Raw genomic sequence first — 23,583 nt, 5'->3', positions numbered from 1 at the left:
GATGACGACGTTCGCGCAAGCGGGCGCGGGCACCAGCAGCCTGGTGATCCCCGAGACGCCCGACCTGGGCCGCATGCGCCGCGAGACCGGAACCCGGCTGCGCTCGGCGATGGCCGAGCGCGGTGTCGACGCGCTGATCCTGCTGGGCAACAGCGCGGTGGTGTATGCGACCGGCACCAGTTGGCCGCTCGGTGACGCCGGTTTGTCCTATGTGGAGCGGCCGGTCGCCGTGGTGCTCGCCGGGGACGAGTCGCCGCATTTGTTCCTGCCGTTCCGCGAGGGCGCCGCGCTGGAATCGGACCTGCCCGCCGATCATGTGCACGGGCCGGTCTATCTCGAACTCGATGAGGGCGTGGAAGAATTCGCGCGCCTGCTGGCCGACCTGATCCCCGCCCGAGCGGTGGTCGCGGTCGACGAGTGCACGGGCGCCATGTCGCGCGCCGCCAAGTCATTGTTTCCCGGCGGTGCGCCCGTTGACGCCGCGGCTGTCGTTAGCGCCGCGAAGGCGGTGAAGACGCCGGACGAATTGTCGTGCATGCGCACCGCCATCCGGATCACCGACGAGGCGATGGTCGAGGTGCACAAGCGGTTGGCCCCGGGGATCCGGCAGATCGAGCTGTCGGCGAGCTTCTTGCGGCGGGCCTTCGAGCTGGGCGCTACCGCCAGCATGCTGGAACCGATCTGGCAGGTGATGCCGCCCAGCAAGGCCGACGGGGTGTGGACCACGCATGGCGACTTGGCGTTGCCGCTGCTGACCACGGAGCGGGAGCTGGCCGAGGGCGACGTGCTGTGGACCGACGTCAGCATCACCTACCACGGTTACTGTTCGGACTTCGGCCGCACCTGGATCGTCGGAAAGGATCCGACGCCACGCCAGCGGGCGCAGTTCGACCGGTGGTTCGAGATCATGACCGCTATCCTCGGCGTCGCCAAAGCGGGCGCCACGGCGGCGGATCTGGGGCGCGCCGCTATCGAGGCCAACGGCGGAAGCAGGCCGTGGCTGCCGCACTTCTATCTGGGCCACGGGATCGGCGTGAATGCCGCCGAAATGCCCATGATCGGAACCGATCTCGGCGCCGAATTCGACGCGAACTTCGTCCTGCAGGCCGGCATGGTGCTGGTCTTGGAGCCCGTGGTGTGGGAGGACGGCACCGGCGGTTACCGCAGCGAAGAGGTGTTGGTGATCACCGAGGAGGGCTGGATCCGATTGACCGACTACCCCTATGACCCCTATGGGAACTGAAGTCCTGCCTGACGACCGCGCGCTGCGCTCGGGTCGCCGCCAGCGGGTGCTGGACCAGATGGCGGCGCACGACCTCGACGTCCTGGTCCTCGGCCGCCAAGCCAACGTCCGCTATGTCACCGGCGCACCGCAGTTGTGGGTCGCCGGCACCCGGCCGTTCGGCCCGACGTGTGTGCTGGTGCGCGCGACCGGCGCGATCCACCTGCTCAGCACCTGGGACGAGGGGGTTCCCGACGACATCCCGCACGAGAACCTGTACGGCATCTCGTGGAACCCGATGAACACCGTGTCGGCGCTGCAACGCATCGACGGGGCGGCTGCCGCCCGGCGCGTCGGGACCGATGCGATATCACCGGTATTCGCGCAGCTGCTGCCGACGGCGTTTCCCAACGCGGAACTCGTCGACGGTGAGCTGGCCATGCGCGCCGCCCGGCGCATCAAGACGGCCGAGGAACTGGTTTCGTTGCGGGAGGCGATCGCGGTCGCCGAGTTGGGCTTGGCCGCCGCCGTGTCCGAACTGCGTCCCGGAGTGACCGAACAGGCGCTGGCCGGTGTGTTGCTCGAGGCCGTCGCGGCCGGCGGGGTGAGCACCCCGTCGAACCAGGACGTCGCCTGGGTGACCTCACGCGATCATCCGTGGCGACGGGCGACTGGTGACGGCCACGTCAAAGACGGTGACTTGGTGGCGTTCTCGGTCGGTGTGCTGGCCGGCGGCTACGTCGGCGAGGTAGGACGCACCTGGCCGGCCGGCCAGGGACGCGGTGCCGCCGCGCTGTATCAACGCTGGGACAGGCTGTGGGACAGACTGTTTGCCGCATGCCAACCCGGGGCCGGAGCAAGCGAATTGCTCGGCGCCTACCAGGCCGCGGGGGAAGCGGCGCCGCCGATGCCGGTGACCCGCGGGCTGGGCATGGGCTTTGACCCGCCGGTGGTCACGCAACACCTGCCGGCGACCGCGGCCGGGGAACGGCTGGAGCCGGGCATGGTGCTCGCCGTGACGGGCTACGTCTGGGAGCAGGGGACCGGCGCCGTCTTCGGGCGGGAAGCGGTATTGATCTCCGCCGACGGACCCGAGGTGCTGACGTCCAGCCCGTCGTGGCACGAATAGCCATGTCCGCCAGGTTCAAACCGCCGGCCGAGGAGATCATCAGGTACCCCGATCGAGAGCGGAAGCGGTAGTGGCGGAACCCACCGTCGAACCACCGTTGACCGGCTATACCGTGGTCGACCTATCCACGGGAATAGCGGGGGCCTACTGCACCAAGTTGCTCACCGACGGCGGAGCCGACGTCGTCAAAGTCGAGGCCCCGGAGGGCGATCCGCTGCGGTCATGGTCCGCGTCCGGCGCCGACCTACCGCCCGGTGTCGACGGGGCGTTGTTCGACTTTCTGGCCGGATCAAAGCACAGCGTCGTCGCGCATCCGGGTATCGAGGACGACGTCAATCTGGTAGACAGGCTGCTCTCGGCCGCCGATGCGGTGGTATGGTCCGGCGGCTCGAAAATTGCTGACCACGACTGCTTTTCGCCCGCGTCGATTCACCGCCGCCATCCGCACCTCACCGTCGTGTCGATCACGCCCTTCGGGCTAGCCGGCCCCTGGCACGATCGTGCGGCCACCGAATTCACGCTGCAGGCATGGTCGGGCGGCATCGTCGGCCTGGGGCGCGGCGAGGCGGACCGCGCACCGGTGTTCGTGGGCGGACAAGTCGGCGAGTATCTGTCCGGTGTCTATGCGAGCGCGGCGATGCTGGCATCGCGATACGGCCGAACCGGTGGCGGCGCGGGTGAAATCCTGGACCTGTCGATGCTGGAGGTCCAAATACTCTCGCTGACTTACTATCCCGTCACCTATTTCGAGATGCTAGGGCGGCCGTGGCGGGACGCGCGGCGCCTTACGGTCCCGGGCGTCACGCGCGCCAAGGACGGGCTGGTGGACGTCGGCTGCGGGACCGCGCAACAGTGGTTCGACTTGTGCGCGATGATCGGCCGTCCGGAATGGATCGACGAGGACGCGGATCTGACGATCACCGAGCGGGCCAACCTCAAGGCCGACGAGATCTACGCGTGGTTCGAAGACCACACGGTCGACGAGATCCGAGAACTCACGACGGCGTTTCGGATACCGAACGCTCCGGTCGCCAACGGCGCCAACATCGAAACTCTCGATCATTTCCGCGAACGCGGTTCGTTTGTGCGCAATCCCGGCGACCGGTTCACGCAGCCGGGTCACCCCTACCGAATGCGGCCCCCGCCGCTGCGCCCACCGCGGCCGGCGCCGCGGCTGGGGGAGCACACGGCGCGGTACCGGACCGCGGACCTACCCCTTCGTCCCCGACCGAGCCGGCCCGCGAACCCGCTGCCCCTCAACGGGCTTCGGGTGGTCGACATGACGACGTTTTGGGCCGGTCCGTGCTGCACCCATTTCCTGGCGATGCTGGGCGCCGAGGTGATCCACGTGGAGTCCGCCCGCCACCCCGACGGGAGCCGGCTCATCGCCGGCGTGCCCGTCACCGAAACCCAGTGGTGGGAGAAGTCACCGATTTTCGCGGCGCTCAACACGAACAAGAAAGACCTGACCCTGGACCTGCAGAGCCCGCGCGGCCGGGAGCTGTTGCGTCGGCTCATCGCGACCTGCGACGTGGTCGTGGAAAACTTCACGCCCCGCGTCCTCGACCAGATGGGGTTGGATTTCGCTGCGCTGCAGGCCATCAAGCCTGACGCCGTGCTGGTACGGATGCCGGGGTTCGGCCTGGACGGGCCATGGCGCGACAACCCGGCATTCGCGTATGTCATCGAGGCGGCGTCCGGAGTGACCTGGCTGACCGGATACGCCGACCGCACGCCGTACGACCCCTATTCGGTCGGTGACCCCAATGCGGGCATGCACGCCGCGAATGCGCTGTTGCTGGCGCTCGCGCACCGCCGGCGCACCGGCGAAGGCGTGTTCGTCGAAGCGTCGATGGTCGACGCCGCGCTCAGCATCGCCGCCGAGCAGCTCATCGAATACTCCGCGTACGGAGCGCTGTTGGAACGCGAGGGCAACCGGGGGCCGAAGGCGGCGCCGCAAAACCTCTACCGGAGCGCCGACATCGACGAGTTCGGCCTGCCCGACACCTGGGTGGCGATCGCCGTGACCACCGATGAGCAGTGGAAGAGCCTGTGCGCGGCGATCGGGTCACCCACGTGGGCAACGGATCCCAAGCTGGCCACCGCAAGCGGGCGGAAGGCGCGCCACGACCTCATCGACGCGCGGTTGTCCGCGTGGTGTGCAAGCCGCGGCGCTGACGAGATCGTCGCCGCGCTCTGGGACACCGGCGTTCCGGTGGCCAAGGTCATGCAACCGCACCGCCAGACCGAACTGGAACAGCTGACGTTTCGCGGGTTCTTCGAGGAAGTCGACCACCCGGTCAATGGCCCCGCTAGGCTCAGCACCGTGCCGATGAGGTCGTCCGCCGGGCCGGCGAAGTTCCACACCCAGCACGCGCCGCTGCTGGGGCAGCACAACCACGAGTTGCTGGCCGAACTCGGCTTGAGCGACGCGGAGATCGCCGAGCTGGAAGCCGACGGGGTTATCGGCCACGCGCCGGCGATGTGACCGCTGATGGCGATCGATCCCTCGGACATCATGCTCACCGGCCGCGTGGCGGTGGTCAGCGGTGGCGGGGCGGGCATCGGTCGCGGCATCGCGGCCGGACTCACCGCCTTCGGTGCCTCGGTCGCGATCTGGGAACGAGACCCGCAGACCTGCGCCTCCGCGACCGAATCCATTGGGGCCCTGGGCATCGTGGCGGATGTGCGAGACAGCGGCCAGGTGGACGATGCGCTGCAGCGAACCAACGCCGAGCTCGGCATTCCTTCGATCCTGGTCAACAACGCCGGAGGGGTCTTCGCGTCACCGCTGTTGGAAACCAGTGAGAACGGTTGGGATGCGCTGTACCGGGCGAACCTGCGCCACGTGTTGCTGTGCACCCAACGCGTCGCGAGGCAGCTGGTGTCAGCGGGCCAGGGCGGCAGCATCATCTCGGTGACGTCGATCGAGGGGGTGCGCGCCGCGCCGGGCTATGCGGCGTACGCGGCGGCCAAGGCGGGCGTCATCAACTACACCCAGACCGCGGCGCTCGAACTGGCGCCGCACGGCATCCGGGTCAACGCGATCGCCCCCGACATCACGCTCACCGAAGGGCTGGCGCGGCTCGGGGGCGAGGCGGCGCTGGCCGGAATCGGCCACGTCGTGCCGCTGGGCCGTCCCGGCCATGTCGACGAGATCGCCGGTGTGGCAGTGTTTTTGGCGTCGGACATGTCGGCGTACCTGACCGGGCAGACCCTGCACGTCGATGGCGGCACCCACGCGGCGAGCGGTTGGTATCACGACCCGTCGACGGGGGATTACCGGCTCGGTCCGTCCGGTTAGTGGCTCCATCCTTCGGCGGCCTGCTCGGAGAAGGTGCGGTCGATGCGCTCGAACCTGCGGCGGATCGAGGCCCGGGCGGCCTCGTGCGGCAGCACGTACAGGCGGTTGGCCAGGATCGCGTCCGCCGTCAACCGGGCGACGTCGTGGACGGTCACGCTCTCGTCCTGCGTCGGCAGCGTCCCATCCGCCGCCTCCGGCGACGACGACAGCCCGTAATCCGCGCCTCGGATGCGTTCCGAGTTGGAGACCAGCTTTGTTTCCACCACCATCGGGCACAGCACCGAAACTCCGATGCCGTTGTCCTTGACCTCGCGGGCGAGCGTCTCGGCCAGGCCGACCACGCCGTATTTGGCGACGCCGTACGCCCCGAGGCCGGCGTTGGGAACGAGGCCGGCGAAGGACGCGGTGAACGCGAGGTGGCCGCCCGTGCCCTGTTCGAGCAACCTCGGCAGGAAGGCCTCGACGGCGTGGATGTTGCCCCATAGGTCGATGTCGATGACCCAGCGCCAGTCGTCGTGGGTCATTTGCGCGATCGGGCCCGCGACCACGATGCCGGCGTTGCTGAAGACGACGTCGACGCGGCCGAGCAGGCGGAAGGATTCTTTCGCGAGGTGAACCATTTCGTGGAGATGCCGGACGTCGCAGACGACGCCGTGCGCGTCGAATCCCTGGGCGTGCAGGTGGTTTACCGCCTGCTCCAGGCCGGGCCGATCGACGTCGGAGAGCACCACGCGGGCGCCCCGGCGGGCGAATTCGGTGGCGGTGGCCAGACCGATACCGCTCGCCCCGCCGGTGACCACCGTTCCGCGACCCTCAAACCCGTCCATGGGACGGAACTCTATTTCAAGCAGCTACCCGCATCGATGGGCAGGGTCACGCCGGTGATGTAGCGGGATTCGTCGGAGGCGAAGAACAGCACCGCATTGCTGACGTCGATCGGCTCCACCCACGGAATCGGCATGGTGTGGAACAGCTGGCAGATCGGCGCCATGTCGTCGGGACCGGGGTTCTCCAGGTCCGGGCGGAACATCTTGAACGTGCCCTCGTTGTGCAGCATCGGCGTCTTGACGTGCGTCGGGTGCACCGAGTTGACCCGAATCATGTGCTGCCCCAACTCGACGCCGAAGGCGCGCATCAACCCGACGACACCGTGCTTGGCTGCGACGTAGTGGCCGGTGTGGGGGTAGGCCTTCAGCCCGCCGACCGAGCTCGTCAGGACGATCGAACCGCCCCTGCCGCCCGACAGGAGATGCGGCACACCGGCTTTCACGGTTTTCCACACCCCCGCCAGGTTGATGTCGATCATCTCGGTCCAGTCTTCTTCGCTGGTCTTGTCCAAAGTGTCGCCGCCATTGCCGATCCCGGCGTTCGCCACGATGATGTCCAGCCGGCCGAGTTGTTCGACACCGCTGTCCACCGCGGCCTTCAGCGCGTCGTAGTCGCGCACGTCGACTTCGGCGGTGAAGATCCTGCGGTCGTGCCCCTTGACCAGGTCGGCCGTCTCGGCGAGGTCCTCGGGCGTCGAGGCGGGGATGGCGGTGTCCGTGACGCCCTCGCGGATGGGCTTGCAGATGTCGATGGCGATGATGTCGGCACCCTCTTGCGCCAACCGCACCGCGTGGCTGCGGCCCTGACCGCGCGCCGCCCCGGTGACGAAAGCGACTTTGCCCTCAACACGTCCGGCCATGGCTTCCTCAACTCCTGACTAGTGATCACGCGCCCCAGCTCAGAACAGCCGGGACCGCGTCCCCGGGACCGCGGGTCTCGCCGCCTTTTGCACTCTGTCACCACCCCGTCAGGGGTGTCAACGACGAATCCGTTTTGGCTATTCGTGATTCTATATATTAGAGAATCTGATTCTCAGCAGCAAACGGCGTGCGGTATTTGATCAGCTCTGGGTGAGGCCTGCGCAGCTAGCCGACGAAGCCGCGCGAGCAGAAATCCCACACCTCATCGCTGGTGATGGGGTGGATGGTCGCGTCGTCTGAGCCGCCGCTGGATTGCGCGATGAACATGACCGTCTGCATGGTCATCGCGGCCATACGCTTCGCATTCACGCCCGCACGCAGCTCGCCGGCGTCGTAGGCCGCCTCCATGAGCTCCGTTAGCAAGGCCAACAAGGGCGCGTGCGCCACCTTGACCTCGGCGGGATGCGTAACTAGCAACCGCGGAGCGAAATCGGTGAACAGCGGCCGCTTCGCGGTCGGATCCGGACAGGATGCCTCGTAGAGGAGTTGGACCGCGACCTTGAGGCGCTCCAGGGGATCGGCTTGGCTCTCGGTGGCGGCGCGAATCTGATCGGCGGACCGGCTCAGGGCGTCTTCGAACAGCGCCAGCAGCAGCTCGTGCTTGCCGTCGAACTGCAGGTAGAAGCTGCGCAACGACTGACGGGACCGGTCCACGACCTCCTGCACGGTAAAGTCCGTGGAGCCCTTCTCGATGATGATCGCCTGGGCGGCGTCCAGAAAGCGCTGAACGCGCTGCGCGGCACGCAGTTTCGCCGTCTTGATCGACCGCTCGACGGCCCGCTGCTTCCAGGCCGGCTCCTCGCTCGGACTGGTCAACGCCGGCTCAGCTGATTGCCGCGAGGGGAGAACATGATTGGACTCTACCGGAGAACGCCGTGACATCGCTGCGCTCGACCCCCTCACGGATCATGTGTCGGAGATTGTAACTTTCTCGCTGCGAGAATACTATTCTCTTAGACGTGTGTATGGAAGCGTAATCATAAGAGCGAACCGGGCGGTCGGCGGAAATCGTGATCTACCGACGCGGGGGAGTGCTCACGACCGTTGCGGGGAGTCACGTGCAGCTCACCTTTGACGCCGACGTGGAGGCTTTCCGCTGCGAATTCATCGCCTTCCTGGACGCCCATCTGCCCTCCGACGCCGAGGCGTTCGAACGGCCGCGCTCCAGCTCGCACGTCCCGGGATGGGCCCGACGCTGGCAGCGGCTGCTGTTCGACAGCGGGTGGCTGCTCCCCGGGAATCCGCCGGAGTTCGGCGGGCGCAACGCCACGCTGCTGCAGCAATACGTGTACCTCGAGGAGCTCGGGCGGCGGCGCATCTACCAGAGCTTCAATCCGCAGGGCGTGGGCATCATCGCGGCCTCGCTGTTGACCTTCGGGACGCCCGAACAAAAGCGCCGGTGGGCGGTGCCGATATTGCGGGCCGAGATGACCGCGTCGCTGGGGATGAGCGAGCCGGGGGCGGGATCGGATCTCGCGTCGCTGAAAACGCGCGCGGTGCTTGACGGTGACCACTTCGTCGTCAACGGGCAGAAGGTGTGGACTTCGGGTGCCCACGATGCCGACGTGTTGCTGACCTTCGTGCGCACCGATCCAAAGGCGCCGAAGCACAAGGGTATTAGCGTGCTGCTGATCCCGACCGATACGCCGGGGGTGGTGCGCCGCCCGTTCGCGTCGATCTGTGACAGCGATGAAGTCGACTTCAACGAGGTGTTTTTCACCGACGCGCGGGTGCCGGCCGAGAATTTGGTGGGCGAACTCAACGGCGGATGGCGGGTGGCCACCGGTTCCCTGGGACACGAGCGCGTGATGCTGTGGATGGGGTACGTCGACCTGCTGCATGAATTGAGTATCGATTTCGCGCCCTCGAGCTCGCTGGAGCGGGATCGCTACGCCACCCTGGTGATGGACGCCTACGCCCTGCGGCTACTGGGATCCGCGGCGTTGTCGCGTGCCGCGCGCGGGGAAGAGGACGTACCGGCCCAATCGGTACTCAAGCTGCTGGGCTCCGAGGCCCTGCAACGCGCGTCCGAGGACGCGCTGAATGCCGCGCAGACGGACGGGCTCGTGCACCGCGTGGTGACCGCCCCGTTCGCCGCCTTGAATCTCGACAGCCATTACCGCAGCTGGTTCGACCGATACGCACGCAGCTTCGCCGCGACCATCGCGGGCGGCACGTCGGAAATTCAGCGGAACATCATCGCCGAGCGGGTGCTTGGCTTACCCCGGAATTAGCGGGCGTCCAGCCAGGCGTAGTACCCGATCGCGACCAGCCCCGCGCCAATCGACACCGCGCCCAACACCATGCCCGCCAGTGCTGTTCGGGGATTGTTCGCTTCGCCCCGCTGCACCCGTCTGCGCGCGACATCCCCCGTTATCACCGCCGCGATACCGAAGGGCACCCCGAGCAGCATCCAGCACGTGAGGAGCGCGACCACGCCGACGAGCAGCGAGGCGACGCCCAGCTCGTTTCGAGGAGGTTCGGGCTGACTCATCGCGTCCCATCGTCTTGGTGGCCAGACGAAGTGTACGCGCAGGTGTCAGGTCGCAGTCGTCACCGAGATTCGGCACCCGCCGCCTCGCCCGCTTCACAGCGACAGCGCGGTGCGACTCCGTGACGGAACGGGAACCCTGGGGGTTACAGCTCCGCAAGCCGCGGCGCAAAGCCCCTGTCCACCAGAGCCTTTCCGGCCTCGCGGGTGAGGTCTCGCGTGTTGCCCAGCAGTCCGTCCAGCGTCAGCGACCGTTTGACATGGTGGTGCAGCGCGTGCTCGGCGGTGAAGCCGATCCCGCCGAGCACCTGCTGGCAGTGGCGGGCGGCGGTCAGCGCGGCCTGGCCGGCGGCCGCCTTGGCCAGCAGCGAGGCAAGGCCGTCGTGGTCGTCCGAATCCGCCGCGACGTGCAGCGTCGCTTCGGCGCCCTCGATCGCGACGAGCGTCTCGGCCAGCCGGTGCCGGATCGCCTGGAACGAGCTGATGCGCCGTCCGAATTGGACGCGGTCCAGGGCGTGCTGGCGCGCCAGCGCCAGCATGGCGCGGCCGGCGCCGACCATCCACCAGCCCAATGCCCGCCGCCCCGCGTCGACCGCGGCCCGCGGCAACAAATCCCCCTGTGGCACGCGGTGTATCGGCAGCGCCTCATCGATCGCCGAACCGACGCCCTCACCGCGTTCCCAGACCACCCAGCAGCCGCCGGCGAATGGTAGCGCCAGGGTGCCTCCCGGCGCCGCGCCGGCCTCGCGTAACACCACGTCGTTGAGGACCGGGGCGTGCGCGCCGGTCTCGCCGAGCAGCCGGAAGACCAAAGGTATTGCAACATCGGGTAGTTCGTCGAGCATGTCGTGCCAGCCCAGGTCGGATAACACCGCGTCGAGCTTGGCGCCGCTGGCGGCCGTCATCGCGGTGCGCAGGGATTGGGCCAGCATGTTCAGTGCCTCGGGGTCCACGGTTCACTCCTTCCCGAGGTCGAGTAGCCGGCGGGCGATGATGTTGCGCTGAATCTCGGCGGTTCCGCCGTAGATGGTCGCCGCCCGGGAGTAGAGGTATTCGGGGCGCCAGGGCGTGTCATCGAGCTCGAGCGTTCCGGGCAGCAGGTCACGGACGGTGTCGTAGAGCCGTTGCTCCGCGCCGGCCAGCAGCACCTTGTCGATGGACGTGTCCGGGCCCAAGCGCGCCCCGTCGCGCAGCCGATGCTGGGTGTCGCGGGATCGGCAGCGCAGCGTATGCAGCGCCAGATATGCTGCCCCCAGCGCGGATTCGCTCGGCTCTCCGGCATCCGACGCCTGCGCGATGAGTTCGTCGAAGCGGGAGTACAGGTAAGCGATTCGCTGCCAGAAGCAGGTGGACCGCTCATACGGGAGAAGGTCCATGGCGAGTCGCCAGCCGTCTCCCGGTTGGCCCAGCATCCGGCTCCCGGGTATCACCACGTCGTTGTAGTAGACCTCGCAGAATTCGTCCACGCCGTGCATCGTCCGTAGCGGCCGAATGGTGATGCCGGGGGTGTCGAGGTCGACGAAGAAGGCGGTGATCCCGTCGTGGCCCGGTGCGGTGCGGGTGAGCAGGACGCACCGGGAGGAAAATTGCGCGAAGCTGGTCCAGACCTTCTGCCCGTTGACGATCCAGTTGTCGCCTCGCTGCGTCGCGCGGGTGGTCAACGAGGCCAGGTCGCTGCCCGAACCGGGCTCGGAAAAGCCTTGACACCACTGCTCTTCCCCGCTCAGCAGCCGCGGCACCATTTCGGCGGCGAGCTCGGGCGGGGCGTAGTCGATCATCGTTGGCGCGAGGACCTCGAGCATGGAATACGGGCCGGGTTCGGCCAGGCGGCGACCAACCACCTCCTCGCCCACGATCGCGCGTAGCACCGCCGGACCGCCCAATCCACCGACCTCGGTGGGCCAGCCGTAACGCATCCAATCGGCGTCGTAGAGCGCGCGGCTGACCCGGGCGAACTGCCGCATGTGGCCCTGCAGCGAATGGTCGGGCCCGGGGGTCAAGTCATGGTCGTCGAGCCACGAGCGCAAGCCTGCCCGGAACTCCCCGACATTCACGGCGTCGGGCGGCCGACGGCGTGCGGGCGGCCGGAGTCGTGCACACCGCTGCGGCGAATGAACGTCATGGCGCGGGTTTTCAGCCGCCACCCGTCCGAGGTTCGGGAATAGGTGTCGCGGTAATAGCCGATCCGCATGTCGTGGGTGGCGTGGTCGATGAAGCACAACGGCTGGGTGCCGCTCGCGGAGTCGCCGTCGAGGGTCTCGATCAAGGCGGTTCCGGTGAGGAACAAGCCCTTTGGGGCCGCCGCGACCAACTCGGGGAACCTGTCCAGCTTGTAGGTCGAGCCGAAGGCGCTGTAGGTGCCGTCCGGGGTGAAGACGCCGATCAGCCCGTCGATGTCTTCCTGGGTGATGGTCACCGCGTAGCGGGCGAGCAACTGCTGGATCTCGACCAGGTCGTCAGTTCGAGTTGGGCCGTTTTCAGGCTGATCGAGCGTCGACATAGACCTTGCCGCCTTTCATGACAAAGCTAACGTTCTGGGTGACGGTGATGTCTTCCAAGGGATTTCCCGGCACCGCGATGACGTCGGCGAGCAGACCCGCCGCGAGGCGGCCGCGATCGGTCGAGTTGATCAGCTCGGCTGCGGTCACCGTGGCCGCCCGCAGCACGGCCAACGGCGGTAGCCCCCAGTTGACAAGGGTGACAAGCTCGTCGGCGTTGCGGCCGTGCGGGATCGCGGGCGCATCGGTGCCCACCGCGATCTTCACGCCCGCCTGATACGCGGCCACGATCGAGGTGCGCGCCTTCGGGAACATCTCGGCCGCCTTGGCCTGCAGCTCGGGCGGGGCGTGCGAGACGTCCATGGCGTCCCCGTCGGCCAAGCGCCGGGTGCTCACCAAGAAGGTGCCGTGCTCTACGAGGGCGGCGATCGCTTCGTCGTCGATCAAAAACCCGTGCTCGATGCAGTCGATGCCGGCGTCGATGGCGTGCTTGACCGCCTCGGCGCCGTGTGTGTGCGCGGCGACGCGCAGGCCACGCCGGTGCGCCTCGTCGACGATCGCGCACAGTTCCTCATCGGAATAGTGTTGCGCGCCAGGCGGACCGGTCAGCGACATCACCCCGCCCGAGCAACAGACCTTGATCAGCTCGGCGCCGTGCTTGATCTGGTAGCGCACGGCCTTGCGGATCTCGTCGATGCCGTTGGCGATGCCCTCTTCGACGGTCAGCTCCAGCGCATGGGGTGCGAACGCCGCGAACATGGTCGGGTCCAGGTGGCCCCCGGTGGGGGTGATGGCATGTCCGGCCGGCACCACGCGCGGCCCGTCGATCCAGCCCGCGTCGATGGCCTTGCCCAGCGCGACGTCCAACAGGTAGCCGCCGGTCTTGACGAACAGGCCGAGGTTGCGCACGGTGGTGAATCCGGCGCGCAGCGTACGCCGCGCGTTGCCGACCGCCCGCAGTACCCGCGTCGGCGGGTCATCCTGAACCTGGGACAGGCCGGGCTTTTCGCCGCGGCCGCCCATCAACAGGTTGACCTCCATGTCCATCAGGCCCGGCAGCAGGATGTGGTCGCCGAGGTCGATGAGCTCGCCCTCCGGCTCGCCGCCGACCCTCACGATCCGGTCGCCGTCGACCTGGACGACGCCGGGGGAGACGATCTCGCCGGCGTCGACGTCGAGCAGCCCGGCGGCCTTGAGCGTCAACACCGGTTAGATCACCGGCTCCCGGATGCACTCGACCCAGGCCGCGCCGCTGTCGGGCACCCTCGGCTGCTTCCACGCCTCGATCGGAAATGACACCATGACGAGCGACTGCATCATGTGCATGAGAGCCTTTGCATCCTCGGGGAGATCGTCGAGTGGGTACTTGTCACAGTAGGCGATCACGTCGTTGAGGCGGGGGAAGGCCACGTCGTAGAAGGCCTGCATCTCGGCCATCGTCGAGGACAGCCGCTTGGCGTAACGCTCGGGTTCGGTGGCCAGATCCCAGTCCAAAAAGGGCTCCAGGTCGGCGAATTCAGCGGGCAGCAGCGACGTGGCCATTGTTCTGATACTCCTTCACGTAGTCGCCGGTCGTCTTGTGCAGGTGACGGATCAGGACTTCCTGGTCGCACAGCAGGAATTCCTTGACGGCCCGGGTGCCGATCATGGTCTGGGTCGCTTCCAGTGTGTTGGCGTCCTGCAGCGCGTACTCCTTGAACGTCACGGCGGCCAACTCCTGGGCCAGCCGCTCCCGCGCGGTGCGCGGCGGGACGAAATACAGCGTGCATTCGAAGATGTGCTTGTCCACGGCGGTCGGCCAGTAGTGGTAGGTCAGGTACCAGCCCGGCTCCCAGATCAGCAGCATGAAGTTGGGGTAGAAGAGCCACGAGTCGATGCCCCATTGCGGCACCCGCTTCACGTTGACACCCGGTGGCAGCTCGAGGTTTTCGATGATGTCCGGCTTGTCCCAGGGCCCGAACAGGCCGCTGCGCAACACCTGGTCCATCGGTTTGACCATGGACATGTCCGGGGGCGGTGCCTGGCCGCCCCAGGTCGACTGCAGGTTGTGCGGGCCGGCCAACTCGTAGTGCAGCGCCTCGTAGCCGTACTTCTGGATCTTGGCGGCTTCCTCCTTGGTGTACTGCCCCTGGTGCAGGATCGGCGCGTGGTAGAACTCGACGAACGCGTCGATGAACAGCTTCCAGTTGCTGCCGACCTCGGCGCGGTAGGAGTAAGTCTCGGTCATCTCGCCGAAGGGATAGCCCTCGATGCTCTTGGCCAGTGGGCCGAGGTAGTCGATCAGCGGCGCCGCGTTGTCGTCAAAGTTGATGAAGATGAAGCCTTCCCATACCTCGCACCGCACGGGGGCCAGGCCGAAGTTGCCCTTGTCGAGGTCGAAGAACTCGTCTTCCTGTTGAACGAAGGTCAGGTCACCGTCGAGGCTGTAGCGCCAGGCGTGGTATTTGCAGGTGAACTGCCGACAGGTGCCCGAGGTCTCCTCGTTGGGGAAGTCGTTCCACACCAACTTGTTTCCGCGGTGCCGGCAGACGTTGTGGTACGCCTTGACGGTGCCGTCCTTGGTCTTGACGATGATCACCGACGTGCCCTTGCCGGCCGATGGCAGCTCTCGGGTGAAGTAGCTGCCGGCCCGCGGGAGCCGGTTGACCCGGCCGACGTTGAGCCAGGTCTTCCTGAAGACGGCGTCGCGCTCGGCTTCGAAGAACGCCGGATCGATGGAGTCGGTGTAATCGACAGGCGCCGTGCCGAGTTCGGGGTAGTTCTCTGTCCAGCTGCCTGCGGCTGGCTTGGGGAAGTGGGCCACTTTCTACCTCTCCTAGCGGTTTTGATCGGCGTGCTCGAGCTGTACGCCAAAAGTGTTGAAGGCCATGGCCAGCATGGCGTAGCAGCCGACGGTGAAGACGAAATCCATCCGCTGCTGGTCGTTGAGGCGCTCGCCGAGCGCGGCCCAGGTCTCGTCGGACAGTCGCGATTTGTCTTCGAGTTCGTCGACGGCGGTGATCACCGCGCGATCGAACTCGTCTAAGTGGGCGGCGCCCTCGCCGGCACCCCGCACGGCGGCGATCTGGTCGTCGGTGATTCCCTCGTCCTTGGCCATCCTGAGGTGGTGAGACCACTCGTAGGCGCATTCGCGACGATGGGCCACCCGCAGGATGGCCAGTTCGCGGACGCCCGCCGGCAGCGTGGACGAGGTCAAGAGGTGAACGTTGAACCGCAGAAATGCCTTCGCCAGCGCCGGGTGGTGGGCGAGGGTGCTGAGCGCGTTGTTGGCGGCCGGGTCACGCATCGCCGAGAGCGCCTGGTGGGTCGCTTCGTCCCACCGATCGACCGGCAGCGGCGGTAACCGCATCCGTGCTCTCCTCTCGCCGTCCTCCCGGCCACCTCTCGGACTAGGAGAATGATATTCTCATTTCCAACCAATAGACTTGCACGAATCGCGCGGCCGGTCAATGCCGACGGGCGGGGGCGCGCCCGGGCGGGGCGCGGTGCGCGCACGCCGCCGCCGGGACCGCCCCTGCCAGCGAAAACGGCGGCGTCCGCGCCGGGCTCGTTCGGGACGTCGCCCGCTGCCCCCGGCGCATCCTCGCCTCGGGCCGGGCCGGTTACGGGTTCGTCCCGTCCCCGGTCGGGCGGGCAAAGCCGGTCGTCGCGTCGGCTGAATGTTGATTCTCACCTAGCGAGAAGCTAGTTTTCATTTTAGGGATCTTGGCACGGGACAGCGATTCGCCGAGGCTGCGTGGGAGCGGAACCGGATAGGCGGACCCGACGAAAGGGCAACGGCCATGAACAAAGAAGACATGATTCTGATCAGCGTCGACGACCACACCGTCGAGCCGCCGGACATGTTCAAGAACCACTTGTCGAAGAAGTACCAGGACGACGCGCCGCGGCTGGTGCACAACGCCGACGGTTCGGACATGTGGAAGTTCCGCGACACGGTCATCCCCAACGTCGCGCTCAACGCGGTCGCCGGTCGGCCAAAGGAGGAGTACGGCATCGAGCCCACCGGGCTCGACGAGATCCGGCCGGGTTGTTACAACGTCGACGAGCGCGTCAAGGACATGAACGCCGGCGGCATCCTGGCCTCGATTTGTTTCCCGTCCTTCCCGGGTTTCGCCGGGCGGCTGTTCGCCACCGACGACAACGACTTCTCGATCGCGCTGGTCCAGGCCTACAACGACTGGCACATCGACGAGTGGTGCGGCGCCTACCCCGCGCGGTTCATCCCGATGGCGATCCCGGTGATCTGGGATGCCGAGGCGTGCGCCGCCGAGGTGCGCCGGGTGTCGAAGAAGGGCGTGCACGCGCTGACCTTCACCGAAAACCCCGCCGCGATGGGCTATCCCAGCTTCCACGACGAGTACTGGAACCCGCTGTGGAAAGCCCTGGTGGAGACCGACACCGTGATGAACGTGCACATCGGTTCCTCGGGTCGCCTGGCCATCACCGCGCCGGACGCGCCGATGGACGTGATGATCACGCTGCAGCCGATGAACATCGTGCAGGCCGCCGCGGACCTGTTGTGGTCGCGGCCGATCAAGGAGTACCCGGACCTGAAAATCGCGCTCTCCGAAGGAGGAACGGGCTGGATCCCCTATTTCCTCGAGCGCGCCGACCGCACCTATGAGATGCACTCCGCCTGGACGCACCAGAACTTCAACGGCAAGCTGCCCAGCGAGGTCTTCCGCGACCACTTCCTGACCTGCTTCATCAGCGACAAGGTCGGCGTGGCGCTGCGCAACATGATCGGCATCGACAACATCTGCTGGGAAGCCGACTACCCACACAGCGACTCGATGTGGCCGGGGGCGCCCGAAGAGCTGTGGGATGTGTTGTCCCTCAACAGCGTTCCCGACGATGAGATCAACAAGATGACGCACGAGAACGCGATGCGCTGGTACTCGTTCGACCCGTTCACGCACATTGCGCGCGAACAGGCGACGGTGGGTGCGCTGCGCAAAGCCGCCGAGGGGCACGACGTGTCCATCAAGGCGAAGGGCCACGACAAAGACTCCAGAGGCGGCTCGTCCTTCGCGGAGTTCGCGGCCAACGCGAAGGCCCTCAGCGGGAACAAGGACTGAGGCGCCAGGCGCGGTCCCCACGAGCAGACGCAAAATCGCGTTGTTTGGACCGTGATTATGCGACTTTGCGTCTGCTCGCGATGAATGAAGAGGAGATCCAGCAGTGCCCGGCGGTGGCATGAACTTTGAGCTGACCGACGACCAGGAATTGATCCGCCGGTCGGTCGCGGAGTTGGCGCGCAAGTTCGACGACCAGTACTGGATGGAAAAAGACCAGGCGCACGAATTCCCTTCCGAGTTCTATCAGGCCATCGCCGACGGCGGCTGGCTGGGCATGACGATTCCCACCGAGTACGGCGGGCACGGCCTCGGGATCACCGAAGCCACCATTTTGTTGGAAGAGGTCGCGAAATCCGGCGGGGCCATGAACGCCGCGAGCTCGATTCACCTGTCGATCTTCGGCATGCAACCCGTGGTGGTGCACGGCTCCGACGAGCTCAAGGCCCGCACGCTGCCGAAGGTCGCGACCGGCCAGGTGCACGTCTGCTTCGGGGTGACCGAACCGGGTGCCGGCCTTGACACGTCCCGCATCACCACCTTCGCCAAACGCGACGGCGATCGCTACATCGTCAACGGCCGCAAGGTGTGGATCTCCAAAGCCATGGAGTCGGACAAGATCCTGTTGCTCACCCGCACCCAAAGCTATGAGGAAGTGACCAAGAAGACCGACGGGATGACGCTGTTCATCACCGACCTCGACCGCAGCAGGGTCGACATCCGTCCCATCCGCAAGATGGGCCGCAACGCCGTCAGCTCCAACGAATTGTTCATCGACAATCTCGAGGTGCCGGTCGAGGATCGAATCGGCGAGGAGGGCAAGGGGTTTCAGTACATCCTGGATGGGCTGAACCCGGAGCGGATGCTGATCGCCGCCGAGGCCCTCGGCATCGGACGGGTGGCCCTGCACAAGGCGGTGAAATACGGCAACGAGCGTGAGGTCTTCGGCCGGCCCATCGGCATGAACCAGGGCCTGCAGTTCCCGCTCGCCGACTCGCTGGCACGCCTCGACGCCGCCGAGCTGATGCTGCGCAAGGCCACCTGGCTGTACGACAACGGCAAACCCTGTGGGCGCGAGGCGAATACCGCGAAATACCTGTGCGCCGATGCCGGCTTCACCGCCGCGGACCGGGCGCTGCAGACCCACGGCGGCATGGGTTATGCGGAGGAGTACCACATCACTCGCTACTTCCGCGAGGCCCGGCTGATGAAGATCGCGCCGGTCAGCCAGGAGATGATCCTGAACTTCCTGGGATCCAACGTGTTGAAACTGCCGAGGAGCTATTGACCGCGCCCGGTGAGCCCGTGCTGCTGTCTGAGGACCGTGACGGCGTACGCACGCTCACGCTCAACCGCCCGCGCCGCAAGAACGCGATCAACCCCGAACTGTGGATCGCGTTGCGCGACGCGCTGCAAGCCGCCGGTCACGACCGCGGCGTTCGGGCGCTCGTGCTCACCGGCTCCGGCGGCAGCTTCTGTTCCGGCGCCGACATCTCGGTCGCCGACGACATTCATCCGAATTACAAGCTGCAGCGCCTGACCGACGTGGCGCTGGCCCTGCACGAACTTGCGATACCGACCATCGCCAAGGTGGCCGGAGTGGCCGTCGGGGCGGGATGGAACCTCGCGCTGGGATGCGACTTCGTCGTCGCAACGCCGGAATCGACGTTCTGCCAGATTTTTTCCAAGCGTGGTCTGTCGATCGACCTCGGCGGATCGTGGCTGCTGCCCAAACTCGTTGGCCTGCAACAGGCCAAGCGGCTCGCATTGCTCGCCGAGACGATCGACGCCCAGCAGGCGCACGCGTTGAACCTGGTGACCTGGTTGACGCCGGCGGCGGAGATCGACGCCTTCGTCGACGATCTCGCCGACCGGTTGGCGGCCGGCCCGCCGATCGCCCTCGCCCACACCAAGGCCCTGTTGAACGAGGGCGCCGACAGCACCTTGCGCGACGCGCTGGCCAACGAGGCCCGCGCTCAGGTGGGCAATTTCGCGACGGCCGACGCGGCCGCCGCGTATGCCGCCTTCGCCGAGCGGAGGGAGCCGTCGTTTACTGGTCGGTGGGCGCTATCGAAATCCAAGGAAGCGGAGTAGCGACATGCGGGAAACAGTCATCGTCGAAGCCGTGCGCACGGCGGTGGGCAAGCGCAACGGCGGCCTGGCCGGGATGCACGCCGCGGACCTGTCCGCCGTCGTCCTCAACGAACTGCTGGAACGCACGGGCGTCGGCCCGGAGATGGTCGACGACGTGATCTGGGGCTGTGTGTCCCAGGTCGGCGACCAGTCCAGCAACATCGGCCGCTACGCGGTCCTGGCCGCCGGCTGGCCGGAGTCCATCCCCGGGACCACCGTGAACCGCGCGTGCGGCTCCAGCCAGCAGGCGCTCGACTTCGCAGTGCACGCGGTCATGTCCGGCCAACAGGACGTCGTGGTCGCCGGCGGCGTCGAGGTCATGAGCCGCGTCCCGCTCGGTTCGGCCCGGGCGACCGGCATGCCGTACGGCCCGAAGGTCCTCGCTCGCTACGACGACTTCTCCTTCAACCAGGGCCTGTCGGCGGAAATGATCGCCAAGAAGTGGGGTCTCTCCCGCACCCGGCTCGATGAGTACTCCGCCCAATCTCACGAACGGGCCGCGGCCGCCCAGGATTCCGGCGCGTTCACCGGCCAGATCGTGCCGGTGTTCACCGAAGGCGACACTGTCGTCGCGGCCGACGAGGGCGTGCGGCGGGGGACCACAGTCGAGAAACTCAGCGGCCTCAAGCCGGCCTTCACCGAAGACGGCGTCATCCACGCGGGCAACTCCTCGCAGATCTCCGACGGCGCCGCCGCGCTGCTGGTGACGACCGCGGAGATGGCGGTCGAGCTGGGGCTCGCCCCGCTGGTGCGCTACCTCGCCGGCGCGGTGACCGGGGCCGATCCGGTGCTGATGCTCACCGGGCCCATCCCGGCGACCGAGAAGGTGCTGAAGAAGGCTGGAGTCGGCCTGTCCGAGGTGGGCGCGTTCGAAGTGAACGAGGCCTTCGCGCCGGTTCCGCTGGCCTGGCTCGCCGAGACCGGGGCCGACCCCGAACGGGTCAACCCGCTCGGCGGCGCCATCGCCCTGGGGCACCCGTTGGGTGCATCCGGGGCCGTCTTGATGACACGGATGGCGCACCACATGCGCGCCAACGGAATTCGCTACGGACTGCAGACCATGTGCGAGGGCGGCGGCACCGCCAACGCCACCCTGGTAGAGCTGGTCCGCTAGCGCCGGGCGTCGCCGCGCGCCAAAAAGGACACCGCGCGTGACCCTTGTCACAGCGGGGAAACTAACCTACTGTTTGTTCACTAGGTTGGTTCGGCCCACCAATCGGTCAAAGGAGTCCGGTGCCCGACACACGGCGTTACGACACGTTGCTCGCCAAGGGCGAGGGCCGCAAGCAGCGGATCCTCGAGGTCGCGCAACGGCTGCTCACGCGCAATGGCTGGCGCAGCACCACCCTCGCCCAGATCGCCGGCGAGGCCGGGGTCACCCCCGCCGGCTTGCTGCATCACTTCGAGTCCAAAGAACAGCTGCTGCACGCGGTCCTTGACGCCCGCGACCTCGACGACGACCTGCACGCCGACCGGACCGGCGATCTCTTCGCCCAGATCGCCCAGGTCGCCGACCGGTTCAACCGGGCGCCCGAACTGGTCGGAACGTTCACGGTGCTGCTGGTCGAGAACATCCTCCCCGACGCTCCACTGCACGACCGGATGCTGGCCCGGCATCGCGCCGCGACCGACATCGTCGCCGACCTCATCCGCCGCGGGCAGGCCGATGGCCGGTACCGGGCGGACATAGACCCCGCCGTCAAGGCAGTAGAAATCCTCGCCTTCGTCCACGGAATGGAAACCACATGGTTGCTCGATCCATCGGTACCGCTAACCGAGGTGTTCAAGCAGTACGCCGAGACGCTGGCGCGGGACTTCGCCCCGTCGAAGAGCCGCGCCAGGACATGAGATACCGGCTCGACGTGGTCGCCGCCACCGCGGTCGACGTGGTGCGGTTCGCCGGCGGCTGGCTCTTCGACCGGGCGATGGCGGGGTGGGACGTGACCGTGCTGCTGGCGGACCTGGCCGGCCGCGCGGACGATCGACCGCTGCAGATCCTCGGCGCCCGGGTGATCGACCTCGAAGGCGCGTTGGCCTCGGTGCAATCCCGCCCCCGTCCCCAGGCCCTGGCGGCCGCGGCGGACCTGTTCGGCTGCGACTCGCGGGTGCGCCAAGGGGTGCTGCAGGCCCTCGACCATGGCGTCACCGAGGTCACGCTGTGGGGCGAGACGTGGCCGGCCGAACTCGACGACAGCGTCGGGCTGGTGCAGCACCGGCTAAGCATGGCCGCCCGCACGTTCAAGGCGCAGGCGCTGGCGGCCGCCGCGCTGCCGTGCGGCTCGATCGGCCACGTCGAGACCTTCCGCAGCGGCCTGCTCGCGTGGCCGTCGGTCGCCGCCGATCTGATCCCCGCCAGCTGACGCCGCATACCGTCGTCCCGCGCTTCGTTGCGTCCCCTTCGTTGACGACCACCTTGCCGTGTGGAAATGTAATACTCATCTGCGAGAGGCGCGTTCTCACTAGCCGAGATTCAAGGAGCAGGAGATGGCGAACGAATTCTCCGAGTGGGACTTCTTCCGCGGCAGCGAGCTGATCGAAGACCCGTACCCCTACTACGAGGCCCTGCGAGCGCGGTGCCCCGTCACCCGCGAGGGCCACCACGGCGTCACCATGATCACCGGCTGGGAGGAGGCGTGCGCGGTCCTCAACGACGCCGAGACCTGGTCCTCCTGCATCTCGGTGACCGGTCCATTCCCCGGCTTCCCGGTACCGCTGGAAGGGGACGACATCACCGAGCTGATCGAAAAACACCGCGACGAGCTGCCGTTCAGCGACCAGCTGCCCACCCTCGACCCGCCGATCCACACCAACCACCGTTCGCTGCTGATGCGGCTGATCACCCCGAAGCGCCTCAAGGAGAACGAGGACGCCATGTGGGTGCTCGCCGACGAAGTGCTCGACACATTCCTGGCGCCCGGTCACGGCGACTGGATCAAGGGCTTCGCCGGCCCGTTCACGCTGCTGGTCATCGCCGACCTGCTCGGCGTGCCCGAGGAGGATCGAGACAAGTTCGTCAAGGGCATTCGCGACCATTCCGGCGGCGGCGTCGGCGGCACCAAGGGCTCGCTGGCGCACAGCCCGCTGGAATTCCTCTACGGGCTCTTCTCCGACTACGTTCGGGACCGCCGGCGCGAGCCGCGCGACGATGTGCTGACCGGCCTGGCGACGGCCACCTACCCGGACGGCTCGACCCCCGACGTCGAAGACGTGGCCCGGGTGGCCAGCAACGTGTTTTCCGCGGGCCAGGAGACCACCGTGCGGCTGCTGGGCGCCGCCCTGCAGACTCTCGGGGAGCGGCCGGACATCCAGGCGCAATTACGCAAGGACCGCAGTCTGATCCCCAACTTCATCGAGGAGTCGTTGCGGCACGAGAGCCCGGTCAAGGGCGACTTCCGATTGAATCGGGTGCCCGTCAATGTCGGGGGTGTCGATCTGCCGGCGGGAACCACCGTGATGGTGGTGCAGGCGGCCGCCAACCGTGATCCCCGTCGGTTCGAAGACCCGAGCACCTTCGACCCGGCCCGCAAGAACGCCCGGCAGCACATCTCGTTTGGGCGCGGTATCCACAGCTGCCCGGGCGCCCCGTTGGCGCGCGCCGAAACCCGGGTGGCGATCGAACGCCTGCTCGACCGAACGTCGGATATCAGGATCGACGAGAAGGCCCACGGCCCGGCGAATGACCGTCGCTACCAATACGTTCCGACGTACATCCTGCGCGGCCTGACCGAGCTGCACCTGGAGTTCACGCCGGCATGAAAGTCACGGTCGACGACCAGCGCTGCCGCGGCCACGGCGTCTGCACGACGCTGTGCCCAGAGGTGTTCGGCCTGACCGACGACGGCTACGCCGAGGCGATAGAGTCCGATGTCCCAACGGAATTCGAAGCGGCCACCGAAGAGGCCATCGAGTGCTGTCCCGAGCAGGCGATCAGCAAAATCTAATCCAGTCAAGGAGATTCAGTGGCGAAGGGGTATGTCATC

24 protein-coding genes and 1 pseudogene are annotated in these 23,583 nt (G+C 67.1%); 14 read left to right on the top strand and 11 right to left on the bottom strand.

Features of this window, described 5'->3' with window-relative positions; genetic code table 11:
• Window position 1: 1 nt before the first annotated feature.
• The 4 genes from BRW65_RS17540 (at window position 2) to BRW65_RS17525 (ending at window position 5,655) form a co-directional block, all read left to right on the top strand.
• Complete coding sequence (locus tag BRW65_RS17540; protein ID WP_073876745.1) at window positions 2-1,243, top strand: M24 family metallopeptidase; 1,242 nt, start codon at window positions 2-4, stop codon at window positions 1,241-1,243.
• On the top strand, window positions 1,233-2,351 hold the full coding sequence (locus tag BRW65_RS17535) for a M24 family metallopeptidase (RefSeq protein ID WP_073876743.1): 1,119 nt from the start codon (window positions 1,233-1,235) through the stop codon (window positions 2,349-2,351). Before BRW65_RS17540 ends, BRW65_RS17535 begins: the two co-directional genes overlap by 11 nt.
• A gap of 70 nt (window positions 2,352-2,421) precedes the next feature.
• On the top strand, window positions 2,422-4,839 hold the full coding sequence (locus BRW65_RS17530; protein WP_073876741.1) for a CaiB/BaiF CoA-transferase family protein: 2,418 nt from the start codon (window positions 2,422-2,424) through the stop codon (window positions 4,837-4,839).
• Window positions 4,840-4,845: 6 nt separating this feature from the next.
• Entirely contained in the window at window positions 4,846-5,655 is an 810-nt protein-coding gene (locus BRW65_RS17525; RefSeq protein WP_073876739.1) for an SDR family NAD(P)-dependent oxidoreductase, read from the top strand.
• Here BRW65_RS17525 and BRW65_RS17520 read toward each other — a convergent pair.
• The 3 genes from BRW65_RS17520 to BRW65_RS17510 all read right to left on the bottom strand — a co-directional run bounded on the left by BRW65_RS17520 (window position 5,652) and on the right by BRW65_RS17510 (window position 8,219).
• Complete coding sequence (locus BRW65_RS17520) at window positions 5,652-6,482, bottom strand: SDR family NAD(P)-dependent oxidoreductase (RefSeq protein WP_073876737.1); 831 nt, start codon at window positions 6,480-6,482, stop codon at window positions 5,652-5,654. The genes BRW65_RS17525 and BRW65_RS17520 overlap by 4 nt on opposite strands.
• Before the next feature lie 11 nt (window positions 6,483-6,493).
• Window positions 6,494-7,342, bottom strand: a complete 849-nt coding sequence (locus BRW65_RS17515; RefSeq protein ID WP_073876735.1) for a mycofactocin-coupled SDR family oxidoreductase — start codon at window positions 7,340-7,342, stop codon at window positions 6,494-6,496.
• Between the two features lie 226 nt (window positions 7,343-7,568).
• Window positions 7,569-8,219: a TetR/AcrR family transcriptional regulator gene (locus BRW65_RS17510; RefSeq protein WP_073876733.1), complete on the bottom strand. Its 651-nt coding sequence runs from the start codon at window positions 8,217-8,219 to the stop codon at window positions 7,569-7,571.
• Window positions 8,220-8,413: 194 nt separating this feature from the next.
• On the opposite strand from BRW65_RS17510, the pseudogene BRW65_RS32940 reads away from it, so the two are divergent.
• Both BRW65_RS32940 and BRW65_RS32935 read left to right on the top strand, forming a co-directional pair.
• A pseudogene (locus BRW65_RS32940) lies at window positions 8,414-9,115 on the top strand (acyl-CoA dehydrogenase family protein); the annotation flags it as partial.
• Window positions 9,113-9,637, top strand: coding sequence for an acyl-CoA dehydrogenase family protein (locus BRW65_RS32935; protein WP_432206433.1), 525 nt, complete (start codon window positions 9,113-9,115; stop codon window positions 9,635-9,637). The pseudogene BRW65_RS32940 and the gene BRW65_RS32935, both read left to right, overlap by 3 nt.
• Here BRW65_RS32935 and BRW65_RS17500 read toward each other — a convergent pair.
• From BRW65_RS17500 to BRW65_RS17465, 8 genes are all read right to left on the bottom strand, one after another.
• The gene (locus tag BRW65_RS17500; RefSeq protein ID WP_073876730.1) at window positions 9,634-9,897 is read right to left on the bottom strand and encodes a DUF4190 domain-containing protein; all 264 of its coding nucleotides are present in this window, start codon (window positions 9,895-9,897) and stop codon (window positions 9,634-9,636) included. The genes BRW65_RS32935 and BRW65_RS17500 overlap by 4 nt on opposite strands.
• A 143-nt stretch (window positions 9,898-10,040) precedes the next feature.
• Window positions 10,041-10,826: an acyl-CoA dehydrogenase family protein gene (locus BRW65_RS17495; protein ID WP_073876823.1), complete on the bottom strand. Its 786-nt coding sequence runs from the start codon at window positions 10,824-10,826 to the stop codon at window positions 10,041-10,043.
• Between the two features lie 24 nt (window positions 10,827-10,850).
• Entirely contained in the window at window positions 10,851-11,948 is a 1,098-nt protein-coding gene (locus tag BRW65_RS17490) for an acyl-CoA dehydrogenase family protein (protein WP_073876728.1), read from the bottom strand.
• A complete protein-coding gene (locus BRW65_RS17485; RefSeq protein ID WP_073876726.1) occupies window positions 11,945-12,394 on the bottom strand; it encodes a nuclear transport factor 2 family protein in 450 nt (149 codons plus the stop codon). The genes BRW65_RS17490 and BRW65_RS17485 overlap by 4 nt, the downstream gene beginning before the upstream one ends.
• Entirely contained in the window at window positions 12,372-13,598 is a 1,227-nt protein-coding gene (locus BRW65_RS17480; RefSeq protein ID WP_073876724.1) for a metal-dependent hydrolase family protein, read from the bottom strand. The genes BRW65_RS17485 and BRW65_RS17480 overlap by 23 nt, the downstream gene beginning before the upstream one ends.
• A 3-nt stretch (window positions 13,599-13,601) precedes the next feature.
• On the bottom strand, window positions 13,602-13,934 hold the full coding sequence (locus BRW65_RS17475; protein WP_073876722.1) for a hypothetical protein: 333 nt from the start codon (window positions 13,932-13,934) through the stop codon (window positions 13,602-13,604).
• Window positions 13,909-15,195 carry an aromatic ring-hydroxylating oxygenase subunit alpha gene (locus tag BRW65_RS17470; protein ID WP_073876721.1) on the bottom strand — a complete coding sequence of 429 codons (1,287 nt, stop codon included), beginning with the start codon at window positions 15,193-15,195 and terminating at the stop codon, window positions 13,909-13,911. The genes BRW65_RS17475 and BRW65_RS17470 overlap by 26 nt, the downstream gene beginning before the upstream one ends.
• 12 nt (window positions 15,196-15,207) lie before the next feature.
• Entirely contained in the window at window positions 15,208-15,741 is a 534-nt protein-coding gene (locus tag BRW65_RS17465; RefSeq protein ID WP_073876713.1) for a carboxymuconolactone decarboxylase family protein, read from the bottom strand.
• 433 nt (window positions 15,742-16,174) lie between these two features.
• Here BRW65_RS17465 and BRW65_RS17460 point away from each other — a divergent pair, with 433 nt between their 5' ends.
• The 8 genes from BRW65_RS17460 to BRW65_RS17425 all read left to right on the top strand — a co-directional run bounded on the left by BRW65_RS17460 (window position 16,175) and on the right by BRW65_RS17425 (window position 23,544).
• On the top strand, window positions 16,175-17,473 hold the full coding sequence (locus BRW65_RS17460) for an amidohydrolase family protein (RefSeq protein WP_073876711.1): 1,299 nt from the start codon (window positions 16,175-16,177) through the stop codon (window positions 17,471-17,473).
• Window positions 17,474-17,591: 118 nt separating this feature from the next.
• Entirely contained in the window at window positions 17,592-18,758 is a 1,167-nt protein-coding gene (locus tag BRW65_RS17455) for an acyl-CoA dehydrogenase family protein (RefSeq protein ID WP_073876709.1), read from the top strand.
• Window positions 18,755-19,564 carry an enoyl-CoA hydratase/isomerase family protein gene (locus tag BRW65_RS17450; protein ID WP_073876707.1) on the top strand — a complete coding sequence of 270 codons (810 nt, stop codon included), beginning with the start codon at window positions 18,755-18,757 and terminating at the stop codon, window positions 19,562-19,564. The genes BRW65_RS17455 and BRW65_RS17450 overlap by 4 nt, the downstream gene beginning before the upstream one ends.
• Window positions 19,565-19,568: 4 nt before the next feature.
• Window positions 19,569-20,717: a thiolase family protein gene (locus BRW65_RS17445; protein ID WP_073876705.1), complete on the top strand. Its 1,149-nt coding sequence runs from the start codon at window positions 19,569-19,571 to the stop codon at window positions 20,715-20,717.
• A gap of 119 nt (window positions 20,718-20,836) precedes the next feature.
• Window positions 20,837-21,451 (top strand): TetR/AcrR family transcriptional regulator, encoded by a 615-nt coding sequence (locus BRW65_RS17440; RefSeq protein WP_073876703.1) that lies wholly within the window; start codon window positions 20,837-20,839, stop codon window positions 21,449-21,451.
• Window positions 21,448-21,963 carry a hypothetical protein gene (locus BRW65_RS17435; RefSeq protein WP_073876702.1) on the top strand — a complete coding sequence of 172 codons (516 nt, stop codon included), beginning with the start codon at window positions 21,448-21,450 and terminating at the stop codon, window positions 21,961-21,963. The genes BRW65_RS17440 and BRW65_RS17435 overlap by 4 nt, the downstream gene beginning before the upstream one ends.
• Before the next feature lie 124 nt (window positions 21,964-22,087).
• Window positions 22,088-23,359 carry a cytochrome P450 gene (locus BRW65_RS17430; protein WP_073876700.1) on the top strand — a complete coding sequence of 424 codons (1,272 nt, stop codon included), beginning with the start codon at window positions 22,088-22,090 and terminating at the stop codon, window positions 23,357-23,359.
• Window positions 23,356-23,544, top strand: coding sequence for a ferredoxin (locus BRW65_RS17425; protein ID WP_073876698.1), 189 nt, complete (start codon window positions 23,356-23,358; stop codon window positions 23,542-23,544). The genes BRW65_RS17430 and BRW65_RS17425 overlap by 4 nt, the downstream gene beginning before the upstream one ends.
• The last annotated feature ends 39 nt before the right edge of the window (window positions 23,545-23,583 follow it).

The sequence above is a fragment of the Mycobacterium paraffinicum genome (assembly GCF_001907675.1).
Classification (GTDB): Bacteria; Actinomycetota; Actinomycetes; order Mycobacteriales; family Mycobacteriaceae; genus Mycobacterium; species Mycobacterium paraffinicum_A.
The sequence above is the reverse complement of the archived record's forward strand: the minus strand, read 5'-3'. Positions and strand labels throughout refer to the sequence as shown.

Excerpts from the sequence above, each read along its gene's own strand:
- BRW65_RS17540 (WP_073876745.1), top strand. The coding sequence starts at position 2 with ATGACGACGTTCGCGCAAGCGGGCGCGGGCACCAGCAGCCTGGTGATC.
- BRW65_RS17535 (WP_073876743.1), top strand. The coding sequence starts at position 1,233 with ATGGGAACTGAAGTCCTGCCTGACGACCGCGCGCTGCGCTCGGGTCGC.
- BRW65_RS17525 (WP_073876739.1), top strand. The coding sequence starts at position 4,846 with ATGGCGATCGATCCCTCGGACATCATGCTCACCGGCCGCGTGGCGGTG.
- BRW65_RS17520 (WP_073876737.1), bottom strand. The coding sequence starts at position 6,482 with ATGGACGGGTTTGAGGGTCGCGGAACGGTGGTCACCGGCGGGGCGAGC.
- BRW65_RS17515 (WP_073876735.1), bottom strand. The coding sequence starts at position 7,342 with ATGGCCGGACGTGTTGAGGGCAAAGTCGCTTTCGTCACCGGGGCGGCG.
- BRW65_RS17500 (WP_073876730.1), bottom strand. The coding sequence starts at position 9,897 with ATGAGTCAGCCCGAACCTCCTCGAAACGAGCTGGGCGTCGCCTCGCTG.
- BRW65_RS17495 (WP_073876823.1), bottom strand. The coding sequence starts at position 10,826 with ATGCTGGCCCAATCCCTGCGCACCGCGATGACGGCCGCCAGCGGCGCC.
- BRW65_RS17485 (WP_073876726.1), bottom strand. The coding sequence starts at position 12,394 with ATGTCGACGCTCGATCAGCCTGAAAACGGCCCAACTCGAACTGACGAC.
- BRW65_RS17475 (WP_073876722.1), bottom strand. The coding sequence starts at position 13,934 with ATGGCCACGTCGCTGCTGCCCGCTGAATTCGCCGACCTGGAGCCCTTT.
- BRW65_RS17465 (WP_073876713.1), bottom strand. The coding sequence starts at position 15,741 with ATGCGGTTACCGCCGCTGCCGGTCGATCGGTGGGACGAAGCGACCCAC.
- BRW65_RS17460 (WP_073876711.1), top strand. The coding sequence starts at position 16,175 with ATGAACAAAGAAGACATGATTCTGATCAGCGTCGACGACCACACCGTC.
- BRW65_RS17455 (WP_073876709.1), top strand. The coding sequence starts at position 17,592 with ATGAACTTTGAGCTGACCGACGACCAGGAATTGATCCGCCGGTCGGTC.
- BRW65_RS17445 (WP_073876705.1), top strand. The coding sequence starts at position 19,569 with ATGCGGGAAACAGTCATCGTCGAAGCCGTGCGCACGGCGGTGGGCAAG.
- BRW65_RS17435 (WP_073876702.1), top strand. The coding sequence starts at position 21,448 with ATGAGATACCGGCTCGACGTGGTCGCCGCCACCGCGGTCGACGTGGTG.
- BRW65_RS17430 (WP_073876700.1), top strand. The coding sequence starts at position 22,088 with ATGGCGAACGAATTCTCCGAGTGGGACTTCTTCCGCGGCAGCGAGCTG.
- BRW65_RS17425 (WP_073876698.1), top strand. The coding sequence starts at position 23,356 with ATGAAAGTCACGGTCGACGACCAGCGCTGCCGCGGCCACGGCGTCTGC.